Origin of the sequence: Tistrella mobilis KA081020-065 (genome assembly GCF_000264455.2) — a bacterium.
Lineage (GTDB): Bacteria > Pseudomonadota > Alphaproteobacteria > Tistrellales > Tistrellaceae > Tistrella > Tistrella mobilis.
In genome coordinates this window covers 559,763-576,293 of record NC_017958.1, presented here as the reverse complement: position 1 = coordinate 576,293, position 16,531 = coordinate 559,763, and the positions used below count along the sequence as shown (strand labels likewise).

13 protein-coding genes and 1 CRISPR repeat array are annotated in these 16,531 nt (G+C 66.8%); of the genes, 6 read left to right on the top strand and 7 right to left on the bottom strand.

What is annotated here, in order from left to right:
• Window positions 1-74: 74 nt before the first annotated feature.
• From TMO_RS26375 to TMO_RS26360, 4 genes are read right to left on the bottom strand one after another with little or no spacing between them, the layout of a single operon-like run.
• Window positions 75-1,145, bottom strand: a complete 1,071-nt coding sequence (locus TMO_RS26375; protein WP_014748122.1) for an ABC transporter ATP-binding protein — start codon at window positions 1,143-1,145, stop codon at window positions 75-77.
• Window positions 1,146-1,154: 9 nt separating this feature from the next.
• Window positions 1,155-1,988, bottom strand: coding sequence for a carbohydrate ABC transporter permease (locus TMO_RS26370; RefSeq protein WP_014748121.1), 834 nt, complete (start codon window positions 1,986-1,988; stop codon window positions 1,155-1,157).
• A complete protein-coding gene (locus TMO_RS26365) occupies window positions 1,985-2,932 on the bottom strand; it encodes a carbohydrate ABC transporter permease (RefSeq protein WP_014748120.1) in 948 nt (315 codons plus the stop codon). Before TMO_RS26365 ends, TMO_RS26370 begins: the two co-directional genes overlap by 4 nt.
• A complete protein-coding gene (locus TMO_RS26360; protein WP_014748119.1) occupies window positions 2,929-4,236 on the bottom strand; it encodes an ABC transporter substrate-binding protein in 1,308 nt (435 codons plus the stop codon). The genes TMO_RS26365 and TMO_RS26360 overlap by 4 nt, the downstream gene beginning before the upstream one ends.
• Before the next feature lie 504 nt (window positions 4,237-4,740).
• Between TMO_RS26360 and cas9 the strand changes: the two genes are divergently transcribed.
• From cas9 to cas2, 3 genes are read left to right on the top strand one after another with little or no spacing between them, the layout of a single operon-like run.
• Entirely contained in the window at window positions 4,741-8,013 is a 3,273-nt protein-coding gene (gene cas9, locus TMO_RS26355; RefSeq protein WP_228382370.1) for a type II CRISPR RNA-guided endonuclease Cas9, read from the top strand.
• A gap of 36 nt (window positions 8,014-8,049) precedes the next feature.
• Window positions 8,050-8,865, top strand: a complete 816-nt coding sequence (gene cas1, locus TMO_RS26350; protein WP_014748116.1) for a type II CRISPR-associated endonuclease Cas1 — start codon at window positions 8,050-8,052, stop codon at window positions 8,863-8,865.
• Window positions 8,866-8,874: 9 nt separating this feature from the next.
• A complete protein-coding gene (cas2, locus tag TMO_RS26345; protein WP_014748115.1) occupies window positions 8,875-9,204 on the top strand; it encodes a CRISPR-associated endonuclease Cas2 in 330 nt (109 codons plus the stop codon).
• A gap of 58 nt (window positions 9,205-9,262) precedes the next feature.
• Window positions 9,263-9,694: a CRISPR direct-repeat array (repeat unit 36 nt; unit sequence AACCTACCACTGGCAAATCGGTAGGGAAACCACGGC).
• 60 nt (window positions 9,695-9,754) lie between these two features.
• Here the strand turns inward: cas2 and TMO_RS26340 are convergent.
• Window positions 9,755-10,822 carry a saccharopine dehydrogenase family protein gene (locus TMO_RS26340; RefSeq protein WP_014748114.1) on the bottom strand — a complete coding sequence of 356 codons (1,068 nt, stop codon included), beginning with the start codon at window positions 10,820-10,822 and terminating at the stop codon, window positions 9,755-9,757.
• Window positions 10,823-10,969: 147 nt separating this feature from the next.
• On the opposite strand from TMO_RS26340, the gene TMO_RS26335 reads away from it, so the two are divergent.
• The gene (locus tag TMO_RS26335) at window positions 10,970-11,407 is read left to right on the top strand and encodes an Lrp/AsnC family transcriptional regulator (RefSeq protein WP_014748113.1); all 438 of its coding nucleotides are present in this window, start codon (window positions 10,970-10,972) and stop codon (window positions 11,405-11,407) included.
• A gap of 15 nt (window positions 11,408-11,422) precedes the next feature.
• On the opposite strand, the gene TMO_RS26330 is transcribed toward TMO_RS26335, so the two are convergent.
• Entirely contained in the window at window positions 11,423-11,935 is a 513-nt protein-coding gene (locus tag TMO_RS26330; protein WP_014748112.1) for a GNAT family N-acetyltransferase, read from the bottom strand.
• Between the two features lie 29 nt (window positions 11,936-11,964).
• The gene (locus TMO_RS26325; RefSeq protein ID WP_014748111.1) at window positions 11,965-12,648 is read right to left on the bottom strand and encodes a cupin domain-containing protein; all 684 of its coding nucleotides are present in this window, start codon (window positions 12,646-12,648) and stop codon (window positions 11,965-11,967) included.
• Between the two features lie 222 nt (window positions 12,649-12,870).
• On the opposite strand from TMO_RS26325, the gene TMO_RS26320 reads away from it, so the two are divergent.
• Window positions 12,871-14,556, top strand: coding sequence for a methyl-accepting chemotaxis protein (locus TMO_RS26320; RefSeq protein ID WP_014748110.1), 1,686 nt, complete (start codon window positions 12,871-12,873; stop codon window positions 14,554-14,556).
• A 212-nt stretch (window positions 14,557-14,768) separates the two neighbouring features.
• On the top strand, window positions 14,769-16,454 hold the full coding sequence (locus TMO_RS26315; RefSeq protein WP_014748109.1) for a methyl-accepting chemotaxis protein: 1,686 nt from the start codon (window positions 14,769-14,771) through the stop codon (window positions 16,452-16,454).
• Window positions 16,455-16,531 lie beyond the last annotated feature (77 nt).

Here is a 16,531-nt window from a genome sequence, read left to right as displayed (position 1 = left end):
CCTTCGGCGTGTACGTCCTTCAGATCCTACACTGTCCCGAAAAGGGGTAAACAAATCGCGTATATCGCGAGTCGTCAGACAGAAAATCGACCGGATGCCAGCCGGCGCTCATCGGCCCCGAAGGCGTGCAGGCCGGCCGCACGGAGGGTGACCCCGACCCTGTCGCCGGCGGGCGGCGCCGGCTGATGATGGCGGACCACGATTTCGTCGCCGTCATCGACCCGCAAATGCAGGATCCGGCTGTCGCCCAGCTCTTCGATCATCCGAACCCGGCCGGTCGTCACCGCATCGGGGGCGTCGGCGGCGGTGATCGCCAGATCCTCGGGCCGGATGCCGATCCAGGCGGTGCCCTGGGGCAGATCCCCCGCCGCGGCCAGTGCCCGGCCGGCGGCGCTGGCGGGGGAAACGACGTTCATCTGCGGGCTGCCCAGGAAGCGGGCGACGAACAGCGTGTCGGGGCGGGTGTAAAGATCATGCGGCGGGCCCGCCTGCTCGATCCGGCCGCGGTTCAGCACCACCAGCCGGTCGGCCAGCGTCATCGCCTCCACCTGATCATGGGTGACGTGGATGATGGTGGCGCCCAGATCGGCATGCATGGCGGCAAGCTCCACCCGGGTGCCGGCCCGCAATGCGGCGTCCAGATTGGACAGCGGCTCGTCGAACAGGAAGACCTTGGGGTCGCGCACGATGGCGCGGGCGATCGCCACCCGCTGGCGCTGGCCACCCGACAGCTGGGCCGGCCTGCGGTCCATCAGCTCGCCGATCTTCAGCATGTCTGCGGCCCTGGCGATCCGCGCGCGGATGTCGGCGTCCGAGGCCCCGGCGATCTTCAGGCCGAAGCCGATATTGCGGCGGACGGTCATATGCGGGTAGAGCGCATAGGACTGGAAGACCATCGAAACGCCGCGCTTCGCCGGCGGCAGCTGATCGACCCTGCTGCCGTCGATCAGGATCTCGCCCGCGCTCGGTGCGTCCAGCCCGGCGATCAGGCGCAGCAGGGTGGATTTGCCGCAGCCCGAGGGGCCGACCACCACGGTGAAGCTGCCGTGCGGCACGGCGAGGTCCAGCCCGCGCAGCACATGGGCCGCGCCATAGCGGCGGCCGAGGCCGCGCAGTTCCAGCATGGGGGGCAGATCGTCGGTCATGAGCGCGCGTCAGCCTTTCACGGCGCCCGCCGTCAACCCGGCCACCAGACGGCGCTGGAAGACCAGCACCAGCGCCACCAGCGGCAGGGTGACCGTGACCGAGGCGGCCATGATCATCCCCCAGGGCAGTTCGTGCTGGCTGCCGCCGGTCAGCAGCGCGATCGCGACCGGCACCGTGCGCATGTCGTCGGTGAGGGTGAAGGTGAGGGCGAAGAGGAATTCGTTCCAGGCGATGATGAAGGCGATCAGCCCGGTGGTGACGATGGCCGGCCACATCAGCGGCAGGAAGATGCGGATCAGGATGGTGAAGGGGCCGGCCCCGTCCATGATCGCGGCTTCCTCGATCTCGACCGGCAACTCGCGGATGAAGGTGGTCAGCACCCAGACCGTGAAGGGCAGGGTGAACAGCAGATAGGCGAGCGCCAGGCCCCAGAGCGAATTGTAGAGGCCGAGCCCGCGGATCAGCGTGAACATGCCCGAGAGCACGGCCACCTGCGGGAACATCGAAACCGCGAGCACCGCCAGCAGGATCAGCCGCCGGCCGCGAAAGCGGATACGCCCCAGCGCATGGGCGGCGGTGAGGCCGAGTGCGGCCGAGGCGGTCACCACCAGCACCGCCACCAGCACCGAGTTCAGGATGCTGCGGCCGAAGGCGCCGGTGGCGAACAGGGCCCGGTAGTTGCCCAATTCGATCGCCTCCGGCCACCAGCGGATCCGGAAGATGCCACTGCCGCTTTCCATCGAGGTCAGCACGGCATAATAGAGCGGGAACAGCGACCAGAGCAGCAGCAGGACGACCGAGAGGCCGAGACCGATGGCGGCAAGCGGCGTGCGGCGGGTCATACGCCGGCCCCTCCGTGCCGGCCGCCGGCCGCCGATCGGTCGGGGCGGAGCACCGCCAGCCACAGGATCGTGACCAACCCCACCACCAGGAAGAGCAGGGTAGAGGCGGCCGAGCCATAGCCCATGTCCTGGAACTGGACCAGCTGCTGGCGGGCATGGACCGACAGCGTCATCGTCGCCTCGGCATTGCCGGTCATGACATAGACCAGATCGAACACCCGGAGCGCATCGAGCAGGCGGAAGACCACCGCCACCGCCAGCGCCGGGCGGATCAGCGGCAGGGTGATGAAAATGAAGACTTTCCAGGCGGGGATCCCGTCGACCCGGGCCGCCTCGTAACAGTCGCGCGGCACGGTCTGCAGGGCGGCCAGCATCAGCAGGGCGACGAAGGGCGTGGTTTTCCAGACGTCGACCAGGATCACCGCCGGCAGGGCGGTCGAGGCATCGGCAAGCCAGGCCACCGGCCGGTCGATCACGCCCAGCGCCATCAGCCCGGCATTCACGATGCCGAACTGGTCGTGGAGCATCCAGGCCCACATCTTGGCCGAGACCACGGTGGGGATCGCCCAGGGCACCAGAACGGCGGCGCGCACCCAGCCGCGGCCGGGGAAGTCCGCGTTCAGCACCAGGGCCATGGCGATGCCCAGCACCGTTTCCAGCGTCACCGAGGCGGCGGCGAAGATCAGCGTATTGGCAAGCGCCCGCCACCAGGTCGGATCGGCCAGGATGCCGTACCAGGCGCCGTCATAGGCTTCCAGATAGTTGGCGAAGCCGACCAGGCCGTAATCGCCGGGCGCCGTCAGGCTGGCATCGGTGAAGCCGAACCAGATGGTCCGGGCCAGCGGCCAGACCGCGACCAGCGCCAGCACCGCCATCATCGGCGACAGGAAGATCGCCGCGGTGCGGGCGGAACCGCGGCCGGCGTTGCCCGTGGTCGCGCTCACCAGCGTCCGCCGCGCGACAGGCGGCCGAGATCGCGATCGAGGCGGGTGAGGGCGGCTTCAGGCGTCATCCGCCCGGCCAGCGCATCCTGGGTGCGCTGCCAGACGGCGGCCGAGAGCCGGTTATAGGCATCGCCCGTGGCCCGGGACGGGCGGGCGACCGCGGTCTCGAAGGTCTGGTAGAGCTGGCCGAAGAACGGGTTGGCGGCCAGAACCTCGTCATCCTTGTAAAGGGCGGGGATGGTCGGGTTATAGGCGGCTTCGACCGCGCGGCGCTTCTGCTCGGCGGCGCCGGTCAGGAACCGCACCAGATCGGCCGCCTCGGCCGGGTGCTTCGAATAGCGCGAGACCGCCAGATGCCAGCCGCCCAGCGTGCCGGTGGTCTTGCCCTCGGGGGCCCCCGGCGGCAGGGCGGTGACGCCGACCTTGTCCTTCACGGGGCTGTCGGCGCTTTGCGCCAGGGCCCAGGCATAGGGCCAGTTGCGCATGAACACCGCCTTGCCCGACTGGAACACGCCGCGCGCGGCCTCTTCGTCATAAGTGAGCACGCCTTCGGGTGAGATTGTCCCCACCCAGGATGCGGCTTCTGTCAGGGCGGCCAGGGCCTTGGGGTTGTTCACCGTCACCCGGCCGTCGGCATCGACGATGGTGCCGCCGCCATAAGCGTCGATCCATTCCAGCGCATTGCAGGTGAGGCCTTCATAGGCCCGGCCCTGCCAGACATAGCCCCAGAGATCGGCCTGCCCGGCCGCGCGTTCCTTCTGCTGGATGTCGGCGGCGATGCGGGTGAGATCCGACCAGCTCTCGGGCGGCTGGTGACCATATCTGTCCAGCAGATCCTTGCGGTAGTAGAGCACGCCGGCATCGGTCCACCAGGGCATGGCGACCAGCCGGCCGTCGACGGTGTCGTTCTCGATCAGGGCCGGGAAATGCTGCGCGGGGGCATCGCCCATATACTCAGACAGATCGACCAGATGCGGCGCCAGCATGCCGGGCCAGACCACGTCGATCTGCAGCACGTCGATATCGTCGGCGCCGGCGCCCAGGATCTGCTGATAGAGCGCGAAGCGTTCATTCGAGGAATTGGGGGTCGAGACGATGTCGACCGTATTGCCGGTCGTCTTCTCCCAGGCGGCGACCCCGTCGCGGCAGAGCGACAGCTCGACACCGATCGCGCCGCAGGAAATGGTGAGCGAGACACCCTCGGCCCGGGCGTCCCCGCCGGTGCCGGCAAGAGCCGCGACACTCAGCAGCATGCCCGCCGCAACCGTGATGCGGCGCATGTCCCGCCGCGTCGTCATGACCATCGGTCCAGATCCGCTTCTGAATTCGCCGGTGTGCCCGTGCCGGCCTCGTCATCCTCCGAAACATCCATCGCGACCACGTGATGTCGCGCTCAACTCAGCGCACGACCAGCGGGGGCCGGGTCTTCACCCCCGTCTGGCGGACGGGGGTGAAGACCCGGAAATCTCACGCAGGCGATCCCTTTTGTTCTATCCCGATCGGGCGGAAAGTCCACCCATGATCTTCCTCCAGCGCGACTGTCTGGCCGCCCGGGCGCCCCGGAGAGCGGCGGACGATCACGCCATCCATTCCTGCGGGGGCATGTCGATCACGATGGTTTCTTGACAGGGATAATCGGCGGGCGTTCGATGAAACGTCGTCAGGTGATCATGTGGTAAAATCTTTGGCGACACGCCTGTCTGCGCGAAGTCGCGTCGCGCTGCAATTCATCGATCTGCGAATGAGCATCGGAAGGATTCAGCATCTCATCAATGTATTGATGAGGAATTTCCCCCATTGGTTGCCCAATGGGGGATGATCCTTCACAGAGAAACCTTACGGTAAGTCTGTTACCGTGGCTTCCCTACCGATTTGCCAAGCACAGTTGGCCTCGAGGACGCAGGGAAGTCAAGCGAGATCTTGGAGGGGGCATGATCAACGAACGCCTGACGTTCGGAATCGATCTTGGCATCGGATCATGTGGCTGGGCGGTGCTTCGCCATGCGGATGCCGCCGGAGAGCCGGGGGTGATCGAGGGGCTGGGAAGCTGGTGCTTCGATGTGCCCGAGACGAGCAAGGAGCGTATCCCGACCAATCAGGTCCGGCGCAGCAATCGCCTGCTCCGCCGGGTCATCCGGCGGCGGCGCAATCGCATGGCAGAGATCAGGCGTCTGTTTCATGCCCAGGGCCTGCTGCCTTCGGCGGATGAGGACGCCCTGAAGCGTCCGCGTCTCGACCCCTGGGAATTGCGGGCCCGAGGGCTCGATCAATGCCTGAGTGCCGAAGAATTCGCGGTGGCGCTCGGTCATATCGCCAGGCATCGTGGCTTCCGCTCCTCCGCCAAGCGCAAGGCCGCGAATACCAGTGGGGAAGATAGCAAGATGCTGTCGGCCCTTCTGGTGACGAGGGAGCGTACTGCCCGCTATCGCACCGTCGGCGAGATGTTCGCCCGCGATCCGGAATACAGTGCACGGCGCCGGAACCGTGACGGCATTTTCGACCGGACCGTCGCGCGGGACGATCTGATCCACGAGGTCGGCAAGCTGTTCGAAGCGCAGAGGGCGCGCGGCAGCGCTTTCGCCTCGCCCGATCTGGAGGCGGATTTCAACGCGATCGCCTTTCGTCAGGCGGAGATGCAGGACAGTGAACGTCTTGTGGGGAATTGCCCGTTCGAGCGGGATGAAAAGCGCGCCGCCAGATGGGCGCCCTCGTTCGAACGTTTCCGTCTGCTGACCCGGCTGATCAATTTGCGGATCGCGACGGCCGAAGGGGAGCGCAGGTTCACCCCGGAAGATCTGGCCCGCGTCTCGGCCGAACTCGGCGCGACGGCAAAACTCCCGGTCAGCCGCGTGCGCGCCTTGATCGGGCTTCTGCCTGACGAGCGTTTCACCACGATTCGGGTTGAGGACGAGGATCGCGATATCGTTGCCCGAACCGGCGAAGCCGCACCCGGTACCTGGCGGCTGCGCAAGACCCTGGGCGAGGCGCTGTGGGCGGAGATGCAGGCCCGACCCGATCAGCTGGACGCCATTGCGCATGTCCTGAGTTTCTTCGAAGCCACGGCGAAGATCCGGTCGGAACTCGACCGGCTGGGACTGCCCGCGGCCGTGATCGAGGCCCTGGACCGGGGGCTCGAAGACGGGGCGTTCGCGAAGTTCAAGGGGGCCGGACACATCTCCGCCAAGGCCTGCCGCAATCTGCTGCCCCATCTGCAACAGGGCCATCGCTACGATCAGGCCTGTCGGCTTGCAGGCTATGACCATGCTGCATCGACCCTGTCGCACACGGCTCAGGTGGTGAGCAAGGCCGGGTTCAACGCGCTGGTGACGGAGCTGGGCGAGAGCATCGCCAATCCCATCGCCCGCAAGGCGCTGACCGAGGGGCTGAAGCAGATCCGCGCGATGTGTGCCCGCTGGGGCCTGCCCGGCGCCATCCATATAGAACTGGCGCGAGAGGTCGGCAACAGTATCGAAAAGCGCCGAGAACTGGAGAGCCAACGGGAGACGACGACCAAGCGCCGCCAGACCGAGCGGGATGAAATCCGCGGGCTGCTGGCTCTGGAGGACGTCGACGACGACACCCTGCTCCGCTACCGTTTGTGGAAGGAACAGGGCGGCAAATGCCTGTACACCGGCAAGGACATTCATGTCCGGCAGTTGATCGCCACCGACAACAGCGTGCAGGTGGACCACATCCTGCCCTGGTCCCGGTTCGGCGATGACAGCTTCAACAACAAGACCTTGTGCCTTGCGAGCGCGAATCAGCGCAAGCGCGGGCAGACACCCTGGGAATGGTTCAGCCTGACCGGGACGCCCGAGGCCTGGGAGGTCTTCGCGAGCCGGGTTGAAACCTCGAAGGATCTGCGTGGCTTCAAGAAGCGCAACCTGCTTCTGAAGAATGCCGACGAGGTCGCTCAGCGCTTCCGCAGCCGCAATCTGAACGACACCCGCTATGCGGCGCGGCTGCTGGCGGAGGCTGCGAAGCTGTTCTATCCGGCCGGTGACCGGCAGGAGAAAGACGGGCGCCGCCGGGTTCTGACCCGCCCCGGACCGCTGACCGCGGCGCTGCGCCATGCCTGGGGGCTGGAGAGCCTGAAGAAGGCCGACGGCAAGCGGGTGAGCGACGACCGCCACCATGCCCTGGATGCACTTGCCGTGGCGGCGATCAGTGAAAGGGAGGTTCAGCGCCTCACCCGGTCTTTCCAGGAGTGGGAGCAGCAGGGGCTCGCCCGCCCGCTGCGCCATGTGGCGCCACCCTGGCCCGGCTTCCGCGGCGACGTTCTGGCGGCCTATGCGCAGGCATTCGTCGCCCGCCCTGAGCGTCGTCGGGCGCGGGGCAAGGGGCATGATGCGAGTATCCGTCAGGTTGTCGGAGAGGGCCCGGAGGCGCAGGTGTTCGAGCGCCGGGGTCTGGCGGATCTCAAGGAAGCGGATCTCGACCGGGTCAAGGATCCTGAGCGCAATCAGGCGATCATCGAGGCCGTGCGCGCCTGGATCCTCGCCGGCCGGCCGGCCGATGCACCGCCGCGGTCACCGCGCGGCGACGTCATCGTCAAGCTGCGGACGGCGCCGGCCAAAAAGATCAAGCCGGCGGTGCCGGTGCGGGGCGGAACCGCCGACCGCGGCGACATGGTGCGTATCGACGTCTTCACTAGGCCGAACCGCAAGGGCCGGGACGAATGGTATCTGGTGCCGATCTATCCCCATCAGGTGATGAACCGGAAGGCCTGGCCGCATCCGCCGATGCGGTCTGTTGTGGCCTACAAGGACGAGGCCGGCTGGACCGAGATCGGGGCGGAGCACTCGTTCCGCTTCAGTCTGTATCCGCGCAGCTACGTCCAGCTGGTGAAGTCGAATGGTGACGTCATAGAAGGATATCTTGTCTCAATGGATCGGTCGACAGGCGCTTTCCGCGTCTTTGTTCATAATAATCCCGCGGAAATGGCGAAAGGAATCGGAGCGAAAACATTGTTGAATCTCAGGAAATTTAATGTGGATCGCTTTGGGGTGCGTACTGAAGTGAAAAGTGAGGTCAGAACATGGCATGGAGAGGTGTGCACATCTCCCGTCCCGCCCGATTGAGCTTTCGGGACGGGCAACTGATCGTTGCCCAGGAGGATGGCGAGGTTTTTCTGGCGATCGAGGACATTGCCTGGCTGGTGTCTCGACACGCCGCAGACCAGCGTCACCGGCGCGCTGCTCTCCGCCCTGGCGGGGCGGGGGGTGGCGATGATCGTGCCGGATGCGAAGCATCATCCGGCGGGCGTGCTGTTGCCCTTCCACCAGCATCACGCACAGGCCCATGTGGCGCATATGCAGGTGGGCATCGGCCTGCCGCTGAAAAAGCGGCTGTGGCAGGCCCTGGTGGTCGCCAAGATCGGCAATCAGGCCGTGCTGCTGGATCGCCTGGACCGGCCCCGGGCCAAGGCTCTCTCAGCCATGGCGGGTCGGGTCGGGTCGGGCGATCCCGACAACATCGAAGCGCAGGCGGCGCGCGTCTACTGGCCGGAACTGTTCCGCGATTTCACACGGGGCAATGAAGTTGACCGGCGCAACGCCCTGTTGAACTACGGCTATGCGGTGGTCCGGGCGGCACTTGCCCGGGCCTGCACGGCATCCGGGCTGTTGCCGGCCTTCGGCGTCCATCATGCATCCCGAACCAATTCCTTCAATCTGGTCGACGACCTGATAGAGCCGTTCCGGCCCTTCGTCGATCGGGCGGTGCACGATCTGGCGCGGGATGAGGCCAGCGGGGAGCTGACCGTCGACGACCGTAGGGCGATGGCGGGCATTCTCAACCATTCGGTGGCGATCGGGGCGGATCGCATGACGCTGCTGGCAGCGACGGAAGTGGCCGCCACCTCGATGGTACGGGCTATGGAGAACAGCAGTGCAGCCCTGCTTCAGATGCCAGGCTGGCCCGGCGAAGGATGAGGGCGCGCCATGAAAGCCGAGGATGTCCGTTTCATGTGGTTGATGGTATTCTTCGACCTGCCGGTCAGAACCCGCGAGCAGCGCCGCAGGGCCACCCGCTTCAGGAAAGCGCTGAAGGATGACGGCTTCCTGATGCTGCAGTTTTCCGTCTATGCACGGGTCTGCCGCGGGCAGGACGCGGTCGACAAGCATATCAGGCGCGTCCGCGTCAGCCTGCCGCGGGAGGGCAGCGTGCGAACGCTTCAGATCACGGACAAGCAGTATGCGCGTATGGAAGTCATGCTCGGCCTCGCCTCAAAAACCGAGCGCCTCGGCACCAATCAGATGGTCCTGCTGTGATTTCGGCGCGGCATTCCCGGCGGAAATCACAGCAGGATCAATCTGTTGCGAGCGAGGTAACCTACCACTGGCAAATCGGTAGGGAAACCACGGCGAGCGTCGGGTCGCCGATGTACTTGGCTGTAACCTACCACTGGCAAATCGGTAGGGAAACCACGGCCAGGGGGTAGCGGTCGGCGTCGGACAGCGAAACCTACCACTGGCAAATCGGTAGGGAAACCACGGCACGATCACTCAGCTGGTCCACGCAGCGGGGAACCTACCACTGGCAAATCGGTAGGGAAACCACGGCCGGAAGCTTGGGGGCCTTGACGCTCAAATCAACCTACCACTGGCAAATCGGTAGGGAAACCACGGCCACGTCAAGGAACTCTGCGATGGCTCGCTCAACCTACCACTGGCAAATCGGTAGGGAAACCACGGCGTCCTTACTGGTCACATCCGCCCCGGCTCCAACCTACCACTGGCAAATCGGTAGGGAAACCACGGCCCATTGCGGGCAGTCGAAGAGGCGCCGCAGCGGTGGGCGCCTCTTCGGGCTGTGTTCGGATCAGGCGTAATGCCGCCCATAGCGGTTGGCGAGCAGGGCGTCGGCGTCGATGTGGTCGTGGCGGACCAGGCCCCTGCGGGGCAGGCGGCCTTCGGCCAGGAGGTCGATGACGGCGGCGACGCCGGCAGCGGTGGTCAGGCGGATGGCCGACATGTGCATGCCGTCGACCTCGCGGGCGCCGACTTCGCGGCTCCACGAGCGGCGGGTCAGGCGGCCGTCGGCGATGCCGTCGACCGAGACCGAGAGCACCACCACATCCTGGTCCGTGGTCGGCACGGCGGCTTCCAGAACCTGTTCCAGCAGCTCCCGCCGGTCGCGCAGCTTCAGATCTTCGAGCAGAAGCTTCATGATCGCGCGATGACCGGGATAGCGCAGGGTCTTGTAATCGAGCGTGCGGACCTTGCCTTCGAACGCATCGGCCAGCATGCCGAGCCCGCCCGAGGTGTTGAAGGCCTCGTAAGTGGTGCCGTGGAGGATGACGGTTTCTTCGCCTTCCAGCGGCAGGACTTCGCGGCGCTCGCCGTTCCAGATCGCTTCGCAGGGGTTGCAGTATTCATTGACCACGCCGGCGGTCGACCAGGTCATGGCATAGCCCAGCGGGCCGGTGGGATGGGCGGGCAGCGCGCCCACGCGGATGCGTGCGGCGTCGACGGCCTCGAAGCCATGGGCCAGACCGTGGGCCATCACGCAGACCACGCCCGGGGCCAGGCCGCACTGGGGAACCAGCGCGGTTTCGGCCTTGGCCGCCAGGGCCGCGACCGCGCGGGTGGAGCGGACGTCTTCGGTGAGGTCGAAATAGTGCAGGCGGTTACGCACCGCCGCCTCGGCGATCTGCGGGCAGAGATGGTAGGGGCCGGCGGCCAGCACCGCGTCATGGCCCTGCATCACGGCATCCAGGGCGGCCGGATCGGCGGCATCGGCCTCCACCCGCCGGATGCGCGACGACAGCTGGCCGGCCTCCACGCCGAAGCTGCGGTCGGCGAGGGTGATCTCGTGGGCGCCGCCGGCGGCCATCATATGGGCGACGGCGGTGCCGATGCGGCCGGCGCCGAGGATCAGGATGCGCATGGATCTGGTCTCCCTTGGGGGTCTGTTGGCTGGGTCCCTGGGATGATCATTGCGGCTGGGAAGAGGCGGGTGCCACTTGACGAAACGGCTATTTTCGGGCCGTTAATAGCCGAATCGGCTAATACGGGTCAGAAAGGGTCGGATGCGATGGCGGAGCCGGAACTGGATGCGGTGAACCGGGCGCTGATCGCGGCGCTGAAAGTGGACGCGCGTATGCCGATCGCGGCGCTGGCCCGGATTGTCGGTCTGTCGCGCACGGCGCTGCGTCACCGGCTGGCGGTGCTGGAGACCACGGGGGTGATCCGCGGCTATCGGGTGGAGCTGGGCGAGCGGCTGGTGCCGAAGGTCCGGGCCCATGTGATGATCGAGCTGCGCCCCAAGCTGGGGCGGCAGGTCATCCAGCAGCTGAAGGCCTGCCCGGAGGTGAATTCGCTGCACGCGGTCTCGGGCCCCTTCGACCTGCTGGCCGAAGTGGGCTGCGAGGATCTGGACCGGCTGAACGCCCTGATCGACCGGATCGCCGCGTTCCACGGGGTGGAGCGCACGCGATCGGCGATCGTACTGGAAGATTGTTTCGAGAGGTAAGCCGGCGATGCGGCCTCAGGCTCCACCGAAGGCCGGCGGATAGGTGAGGGTGCCCCGGCCGTCGCCCAGAATGTCGGGGGTAAGCTCCAGTGCCATCAGATGGGGACCCGACCAGGGGCATCGGAAGCCTGCGGCGCGCTCGGCGCTGAAGCCGAAGCGGGTGTAGAAGGCGGGGTCGCCCAGAACGAAGACCGCTTCGGCACCACCGGCGCGCAGCCGCGACAGGCCGAAGCGGATCAGCATGGCGGCGATGCCGAGCCTGCGGTGGTCGGGCAGAACCGAGACCGGCGCCAGGAAGCGGCCGCGGATCGGATCATCCCGGTCGTCGCGACCGTCGAGGCGGATGCCAAGCGGGCCGAACAGGATCTGGCCGAGCAGCTGCCCGGCGCCATCCTCGGCGACCAGCGACAGGGAAACGTCGCCTGCGGCAGCAAGTTTGCGAACCAGATCGGCCTCGTCGGTGCGGCCGAAGGCGGTGGTGATCAACTGAGCCAGGGCATCGGCATCGGCCGGTTCCGTGCGGCGCATCCGGAAACCCTCCGGCAGCCCGCCGGCGGTCATGCGGCAAAGGCCTGAAGATCGGGCGGCAGATGGCCGGTCTTGACATAAAGCCGGCAGCCGCCGTCGGTGCGGCGGGTAGCCACCCGCCCCGGCGGCCGGCGCAGCCAGCTGCCGGCCGGCAGAACCCCGTGGGCGCCATCGATCAGCGTGCCGGAAACCACCAGAACCTCCTCTCCCCCCGGCCGCCTGCCGCCGGGCAGTTCGGCACCGGGCGCGAGATCGAGCATGGTGACCCGTTCGGGGCCGAAGCCGTGCAGCAGGCGCTCCGTCACCCCGGCGGCGCCGGCGAGGGCGGTGCCGGCCACCGTGTCGACCGGCAGGGCCAGCTGCAGACGGTCGCCCGGCAGGAACTGGCGGAGCTTCACGAACAGGATGCACCCCTCGGGCGCCCGAGGCGCATGGGACGTGCCGGGCGGGTTGCGCAGATAGGTCCCGGCGGGATAGTCGCCGTGCTCGTCGCCGAACACGCCGCTCAACACCAGGATTTCTTCGCCGCCCCCGTGAACATGGGGCGAAAAGCCGGCGCCCCGGTCATAGCGCACCAGGCTGGTCGCGCGGGCGACCTCGTTGCCGACCCTGTCGAGCATCAGGCGGTGCACGCCGGCCGCGGGCGAGGCGATCCAGTCCTGTGGGTCCGGACGGACCAGGGCAGGGGCCGCAAAGTCGGCGCGGATCAGCATCGTTCGGATTTCCTCCCAATGTCGTTGGTCCGGTAGAAACAGGTCTTGGTGAAATGGGGATGAAGACTTCATGAATCAAACGGCTGCGGCCGAATTCCGATGCGGGATTATCGATTCGTTAATCAACCTGATTGTTCCATGCGCGACGATGCGGCCACGGGGGCTCCCCCGCCATCGGCCGCCCGTATTTCATGACCTCCTCCCCAGGATAAAGCCGCTGTCATGTCCAGACTGACCCAATCGATCGGCGCCAGGCTGATCATCGCCTTCGCAACCCTGACCGCCGTGGTCATCGTGACCGGCATCGTCGGTCTTCTGCAGCTCGGCACACTCAACCAGGCATCGATGGATCTGAGCGACAACCGGGTGCCCAGCCTGCGGATCATCTCCCGCCTGTCGAACAACCTGCTGGAACACCGGCTGGCGGTGGCCGGCGCGGTGCTGGAAGGCAGCCCCGAGAACCGCAAGCCGCTGCTGGAGCGCGCCCGCAAGGCCGGCGAGGCGGTCACCGAGTCCTTCGCCGCCTATGAGAAGCTGATCTCGGACGACGAGGACCGCCGGCTGTTCGGCCGGGCGACGACCGCCTGGGGCCCGTATGAACGGTCGAGCAACCAGCTGCTGGCCCTGCTGGCGGCGAACGACCTGCTGGCGGCCCAGCAGATCTATCGCGGCGAGACCCGCGATGCCCGACTGTCCCTCGGCAATGCATTGACGGCGTTGACCGTGCACAACACCGAGGGGGCAGATGCCTCGGGCACGCGCGCCGATCAGGCCTATGACACCGCCCATACGGTGCTGATCGCCGCGATGATCATCGGTGCGCTGATCGCGGTGGCGGCAACCCTGCTGATGATCCGCAGCGTGTCGACGCCGGTGAAGCGGATGACCGCAGCCATGCGCCGGCTGGCGGACCGCGATACCGGGGTCGAGATCCCGGGAGCCGCACGTCGCGACGAAATCGGCGAGATGGCGAAGGCGGTTGAGACCTTCCGCGACGGCATGATCCGCGCCGACCGGCTGGCAGCCGAGCAGGAAGAGGCCCGCGCGGCGCAGGAAGCGCAGCGGCAGCGGCGTGAGACCCTGACCCAGGGCTTCGTCGACCAGGTGGCCGGCATCGTGACCACGCTGTCGAGCGCCACCGAACAGGTGCGCGGCAGCGCCGACGAGCTGTCGCGCACGGCCGAGGACCAGAGCGGCCGCAGCACCACCGTGGCGGCGGCGGCCGAACAGGCGACGGCCAATGTCCAGACGGTCGCGACCGCGGCCGAGGAACTGGCCGCGTCGATCCGCGAGGTGGGCGCACGCACGGCCGAGACCGCCGACGTCACCCGCCGCGCGGTGACCGAGGCGGAAGAGACCGATGCGACGGTGCAGGAACTGTCGGGCAGCGCCCAGAAGATCGGCGACGTGATCGAACTGATCCAGCAGATCGCGGCCCAGACCAATCTTCTGGCGCTGAACGCGACCATCGAGGCGGCCCGCGCCGGCGAGGCGGGCAAGGGCTTCGCGGTGGTGGCGTCGGAGGTGAAGAACCTGGCGACCCAGACCGCCCGGGCGACCGAAGAGATCCAGGTTCAGATCAACGCCATGACCGGTGCCACCGGCCGCACGGTCGAGGCGATCCGGTCGATTTCGGGGACGATCGGCAAGGTGGGTGCCCTGACCACGGCGGTGGCATCGGCCGTGGAAGAACAGGTGGCGGCAACCGCCGAGATCGCCCGCAACACCCAGCAGGCATCGTCCGGGACGTCGGAAGTGCTGCAGTCCATTACCGGCATCGCCGATGCCGCCGGCCATACCGGCCAGGCGGCGGAGGAGATGAACGCCGCATCCGGCGCGCTGGCGGAGCGCACCCGCGAGCTGAAGCGGGTGGTCGACACCTATGTGGCGGAGATCGCGCGGGTCTGACCGGCGTGGTCGTCATTCGATCAATATTATTGATGTAGATGTAGATGCTTCCATATTCTATCTGAAGTAATGAATGGCGAGATAGTGCTATGATCTTGTGGTCAGCTCTGTCTCGCCATTTATCGATTCATTAAGGTATGCGGGCGCTAAATATTCAGCGGCCCGTTTGCCGTTCCCGCGGGTCTCCCCTCTGGTTTTCGAGATCATCCGCGATGTCCATATCCTCTCTGTCGATCGGCAAGAAGCTGATCATCGCTTTTGCAACCCTGACGGCGGTCATCCTGCTGACCGGCGTGTTCGGCTTCTCGCAGCTGGCGACGCTGGAAGACGCATCCTATGAGTTGCGCGACAACCGTATCCCAAGCCTGAAGATCGTCGCCGAGGCGAGCAATGCGGTGCAGAACCACCGCATCGCCGCCAGCCGGCTGGTGGTGGATGACAATCCGGCCAAACGACCGGCCTATCTGGAGCAGATGAGCGGCTATGCAGAGGGTTTTGCCGCTGCCGGTAAAGTCTATCAGGGCCTGGTCTCGGACGAGGTGGAAGCGGCTGAGGTGAAGCTGGTGGCGGCCGCCTGGGAGGCGTATCTGAAAGCCACCGAAAAGATGGTTGCGGCCGTCCGCAGCGGCGACAGTGTCGCGGCCGACGCGCTGTATCTGGGCGAGAGCCGGGCGGCGCGCGAGGCGGTGGTGGCCGAGCTGGACAAGCTGCGCCAGATGAATGTCGAGAACTCGGTCACGGCCGGCGTCCGGTCGCGGGCCGCCTATGAAAGCGCGATCACCGTGCTGGGGGTCGCGATGGCGGTGGGGCTGGTGATCGCGATCGTGGCGACGCTGGTGATGATCCGCAACGTGTCGACGCCGGTGCGAAAGATGACCGAGGCGATGCGGCGGTTGGCCGATCGTGATACCGGCGTCGACATCCCGGGCGCCGATCGCGGTGACGAGATCGGCGCCATGGCCAAGGCGGTGGAAACCTTCCGCGACGGCATGATCCACGCCGACAGGATGGCGGCGGAGCAGGAGCGTAGCCGCGCCGAGGCAGAGACCCGGCGCCAGAAGCGCGAGACGCTGACCGAGGGCTTCGTGTCGCGGATCGCCACCATCGTGGCCACGCTGTCGGGGGCATCGGAACAGGTGCGCGGCAGTGCCGACGGTCTGGCGCGCACGGCCGATGACCAGTCGGCACGTAGCACCACGGTGGCGGCGGCGGCGGAAGAGGCGAGCGCCAATGTCCAGACCGTGGCGACGGCATCGGAAGAACTGGCGGCATCGATCCGCGAGGTGGGCGCACGCACGGTCGAGACCGCCGACGTCACCCGCGCCGCGGTGCGCCAGGCCGAGGCGACCGACGGTACGGTGCAGGAACTGGCCGCCAGCGCCCGCAAGATCGGCGACGTGATCGAACTGATCCAGCAGATCGCCGAGCAGACCAATCTTCTGGCGCTGAATGCCACGATCGAGGCGGCGCGTGCGGGTGAGGCCGGCAAGGGCTTCGCTGTGGTGGCATCGGAAGTGAAGAACCTGGCGACCCAGACCGCACGGGCGACCGAAGAGATCCAGGCACAGATCAACGCCATGACCGGCGCCACCGGCCGCACGGTGGAGGCGATCCGCGAAATTTCGAGCACCATCACCCGGGTGGGGGCGTTGACCACCGCGGTCGCCTCTGCCGTGGAACAGCAGGTGGCGGCGACCGCCGAGATCGCACGCAACACCCAGCAGGCATCGTCCGGCACGTCGGAAGTGCTGGAATCGATTGCCGGCATCGCATCGGCCGCCGGGCTGACCGGGCGGTCGGCCGAGGAAATGAGCGGGGCATCGCGCGCCCTGGCCGGCAAGACCCGCGAGTTGAAAGACGTGGTCGACCGCTATGTCGACGAGGTGGCCAAGGTCTGAGATTGCTGAATCGACGCAAGTTTGCGTCAGTCGTATCGATGAATATCTTCGATTCCGGATCCGGCGGGCCCTGCGAT

What these genes read in the sequence shown, in the direction of transcription:
- TMO_RS26340 (WP_014748114.1), bottom strand. Translation starts at nt 10,822, where the DNA reads ATGCGCATCCTGATCCTCGGCGCCGGCCGCATCGGCACCGCCGTCGCC.
- cas1 (WP_014748116.1), top strand. Translation starts at nt 8,050, where the DNA reads ATGGCGAGGTTTTTCTGGCGATCGAGGACATTGCCTGGCTGGTGTCTC.
- TMO_RS26370 (WP_014748121.1), bottom strand. Translation starts at nt 1,988, where the DNA reads ATGACCCGCCGCACGCCGCTTGCCGCCATCGGTCTCGGCCTCTCGGTC.
- TMO_RS26325 (WP_014748111.1), bottom strand. Translation starts at nt 12,648, where the DNA reads ATGCTGATCCGCGCCGACTTTGCGGCCCCTGCCCTGGTCCGTCCGGAC.
- cas2 (WP_014748115.1), top strand. Translation starts at nt 8,875, where the DNA reads ATGAAAGCCGAGGATGTCCGTTTCATGTGGTTGATGGTATTCTTCGAC.
- TMO_RS26315 (WP_014748109.1), top strand. Translation starts at nt 14,769, where the DNA reads ATGTCCATATCCTCTCTGTCGATCGGCAAGAAGCTGATCATCGCTTTT.
- TMO_RS26330 (WP_014748112.1), bottom strand. Translation starts at nt 11,935, where the DNA reads ATGCGCCGCACGGAACCGGCCGATGCCGATGCCCTGGCTCAGTTGATC.
- TMO_RS26320 (WP_014748110.1), top strand. Translation starts at nt 12,871, where the DNA reads ATGTCCAGACTGACCCAATCGATCGGCGCCAGGCTGATCATCGCCTTC.
- TMO_RS26335 (WP_014748113.1), top strand. Translation starts at nt 10,970, where the DNA reads ATGGCGGAGCCGGAACTGGATGCGGTGAACCGGGCGCTGATCGCGGCG.
- TMO_RS26375 (WP_014748122.1), bottom strand. Translation starts at nt 1,145, where the DNA reads ATGACCGACGATCTGCCCCCCATGCTGGAACTGCGCGGCCTCGGCCGC.
- TMO_RS26360 (WP_014748119.1), bottom strand. Translation starts at nt 4,236, where the DNA reads ATGGTCATGACGACGCGGCGGGACATGCGCCGCATCACGGTTGCGGCG.
- cas9 (WP_228382370.1), top strand. Translation starts at nt 4,741, where the DNA reads ATGGGGGATGATCCTTCACAGAGAAACCTTACGGTAAGTCTGTTACCG.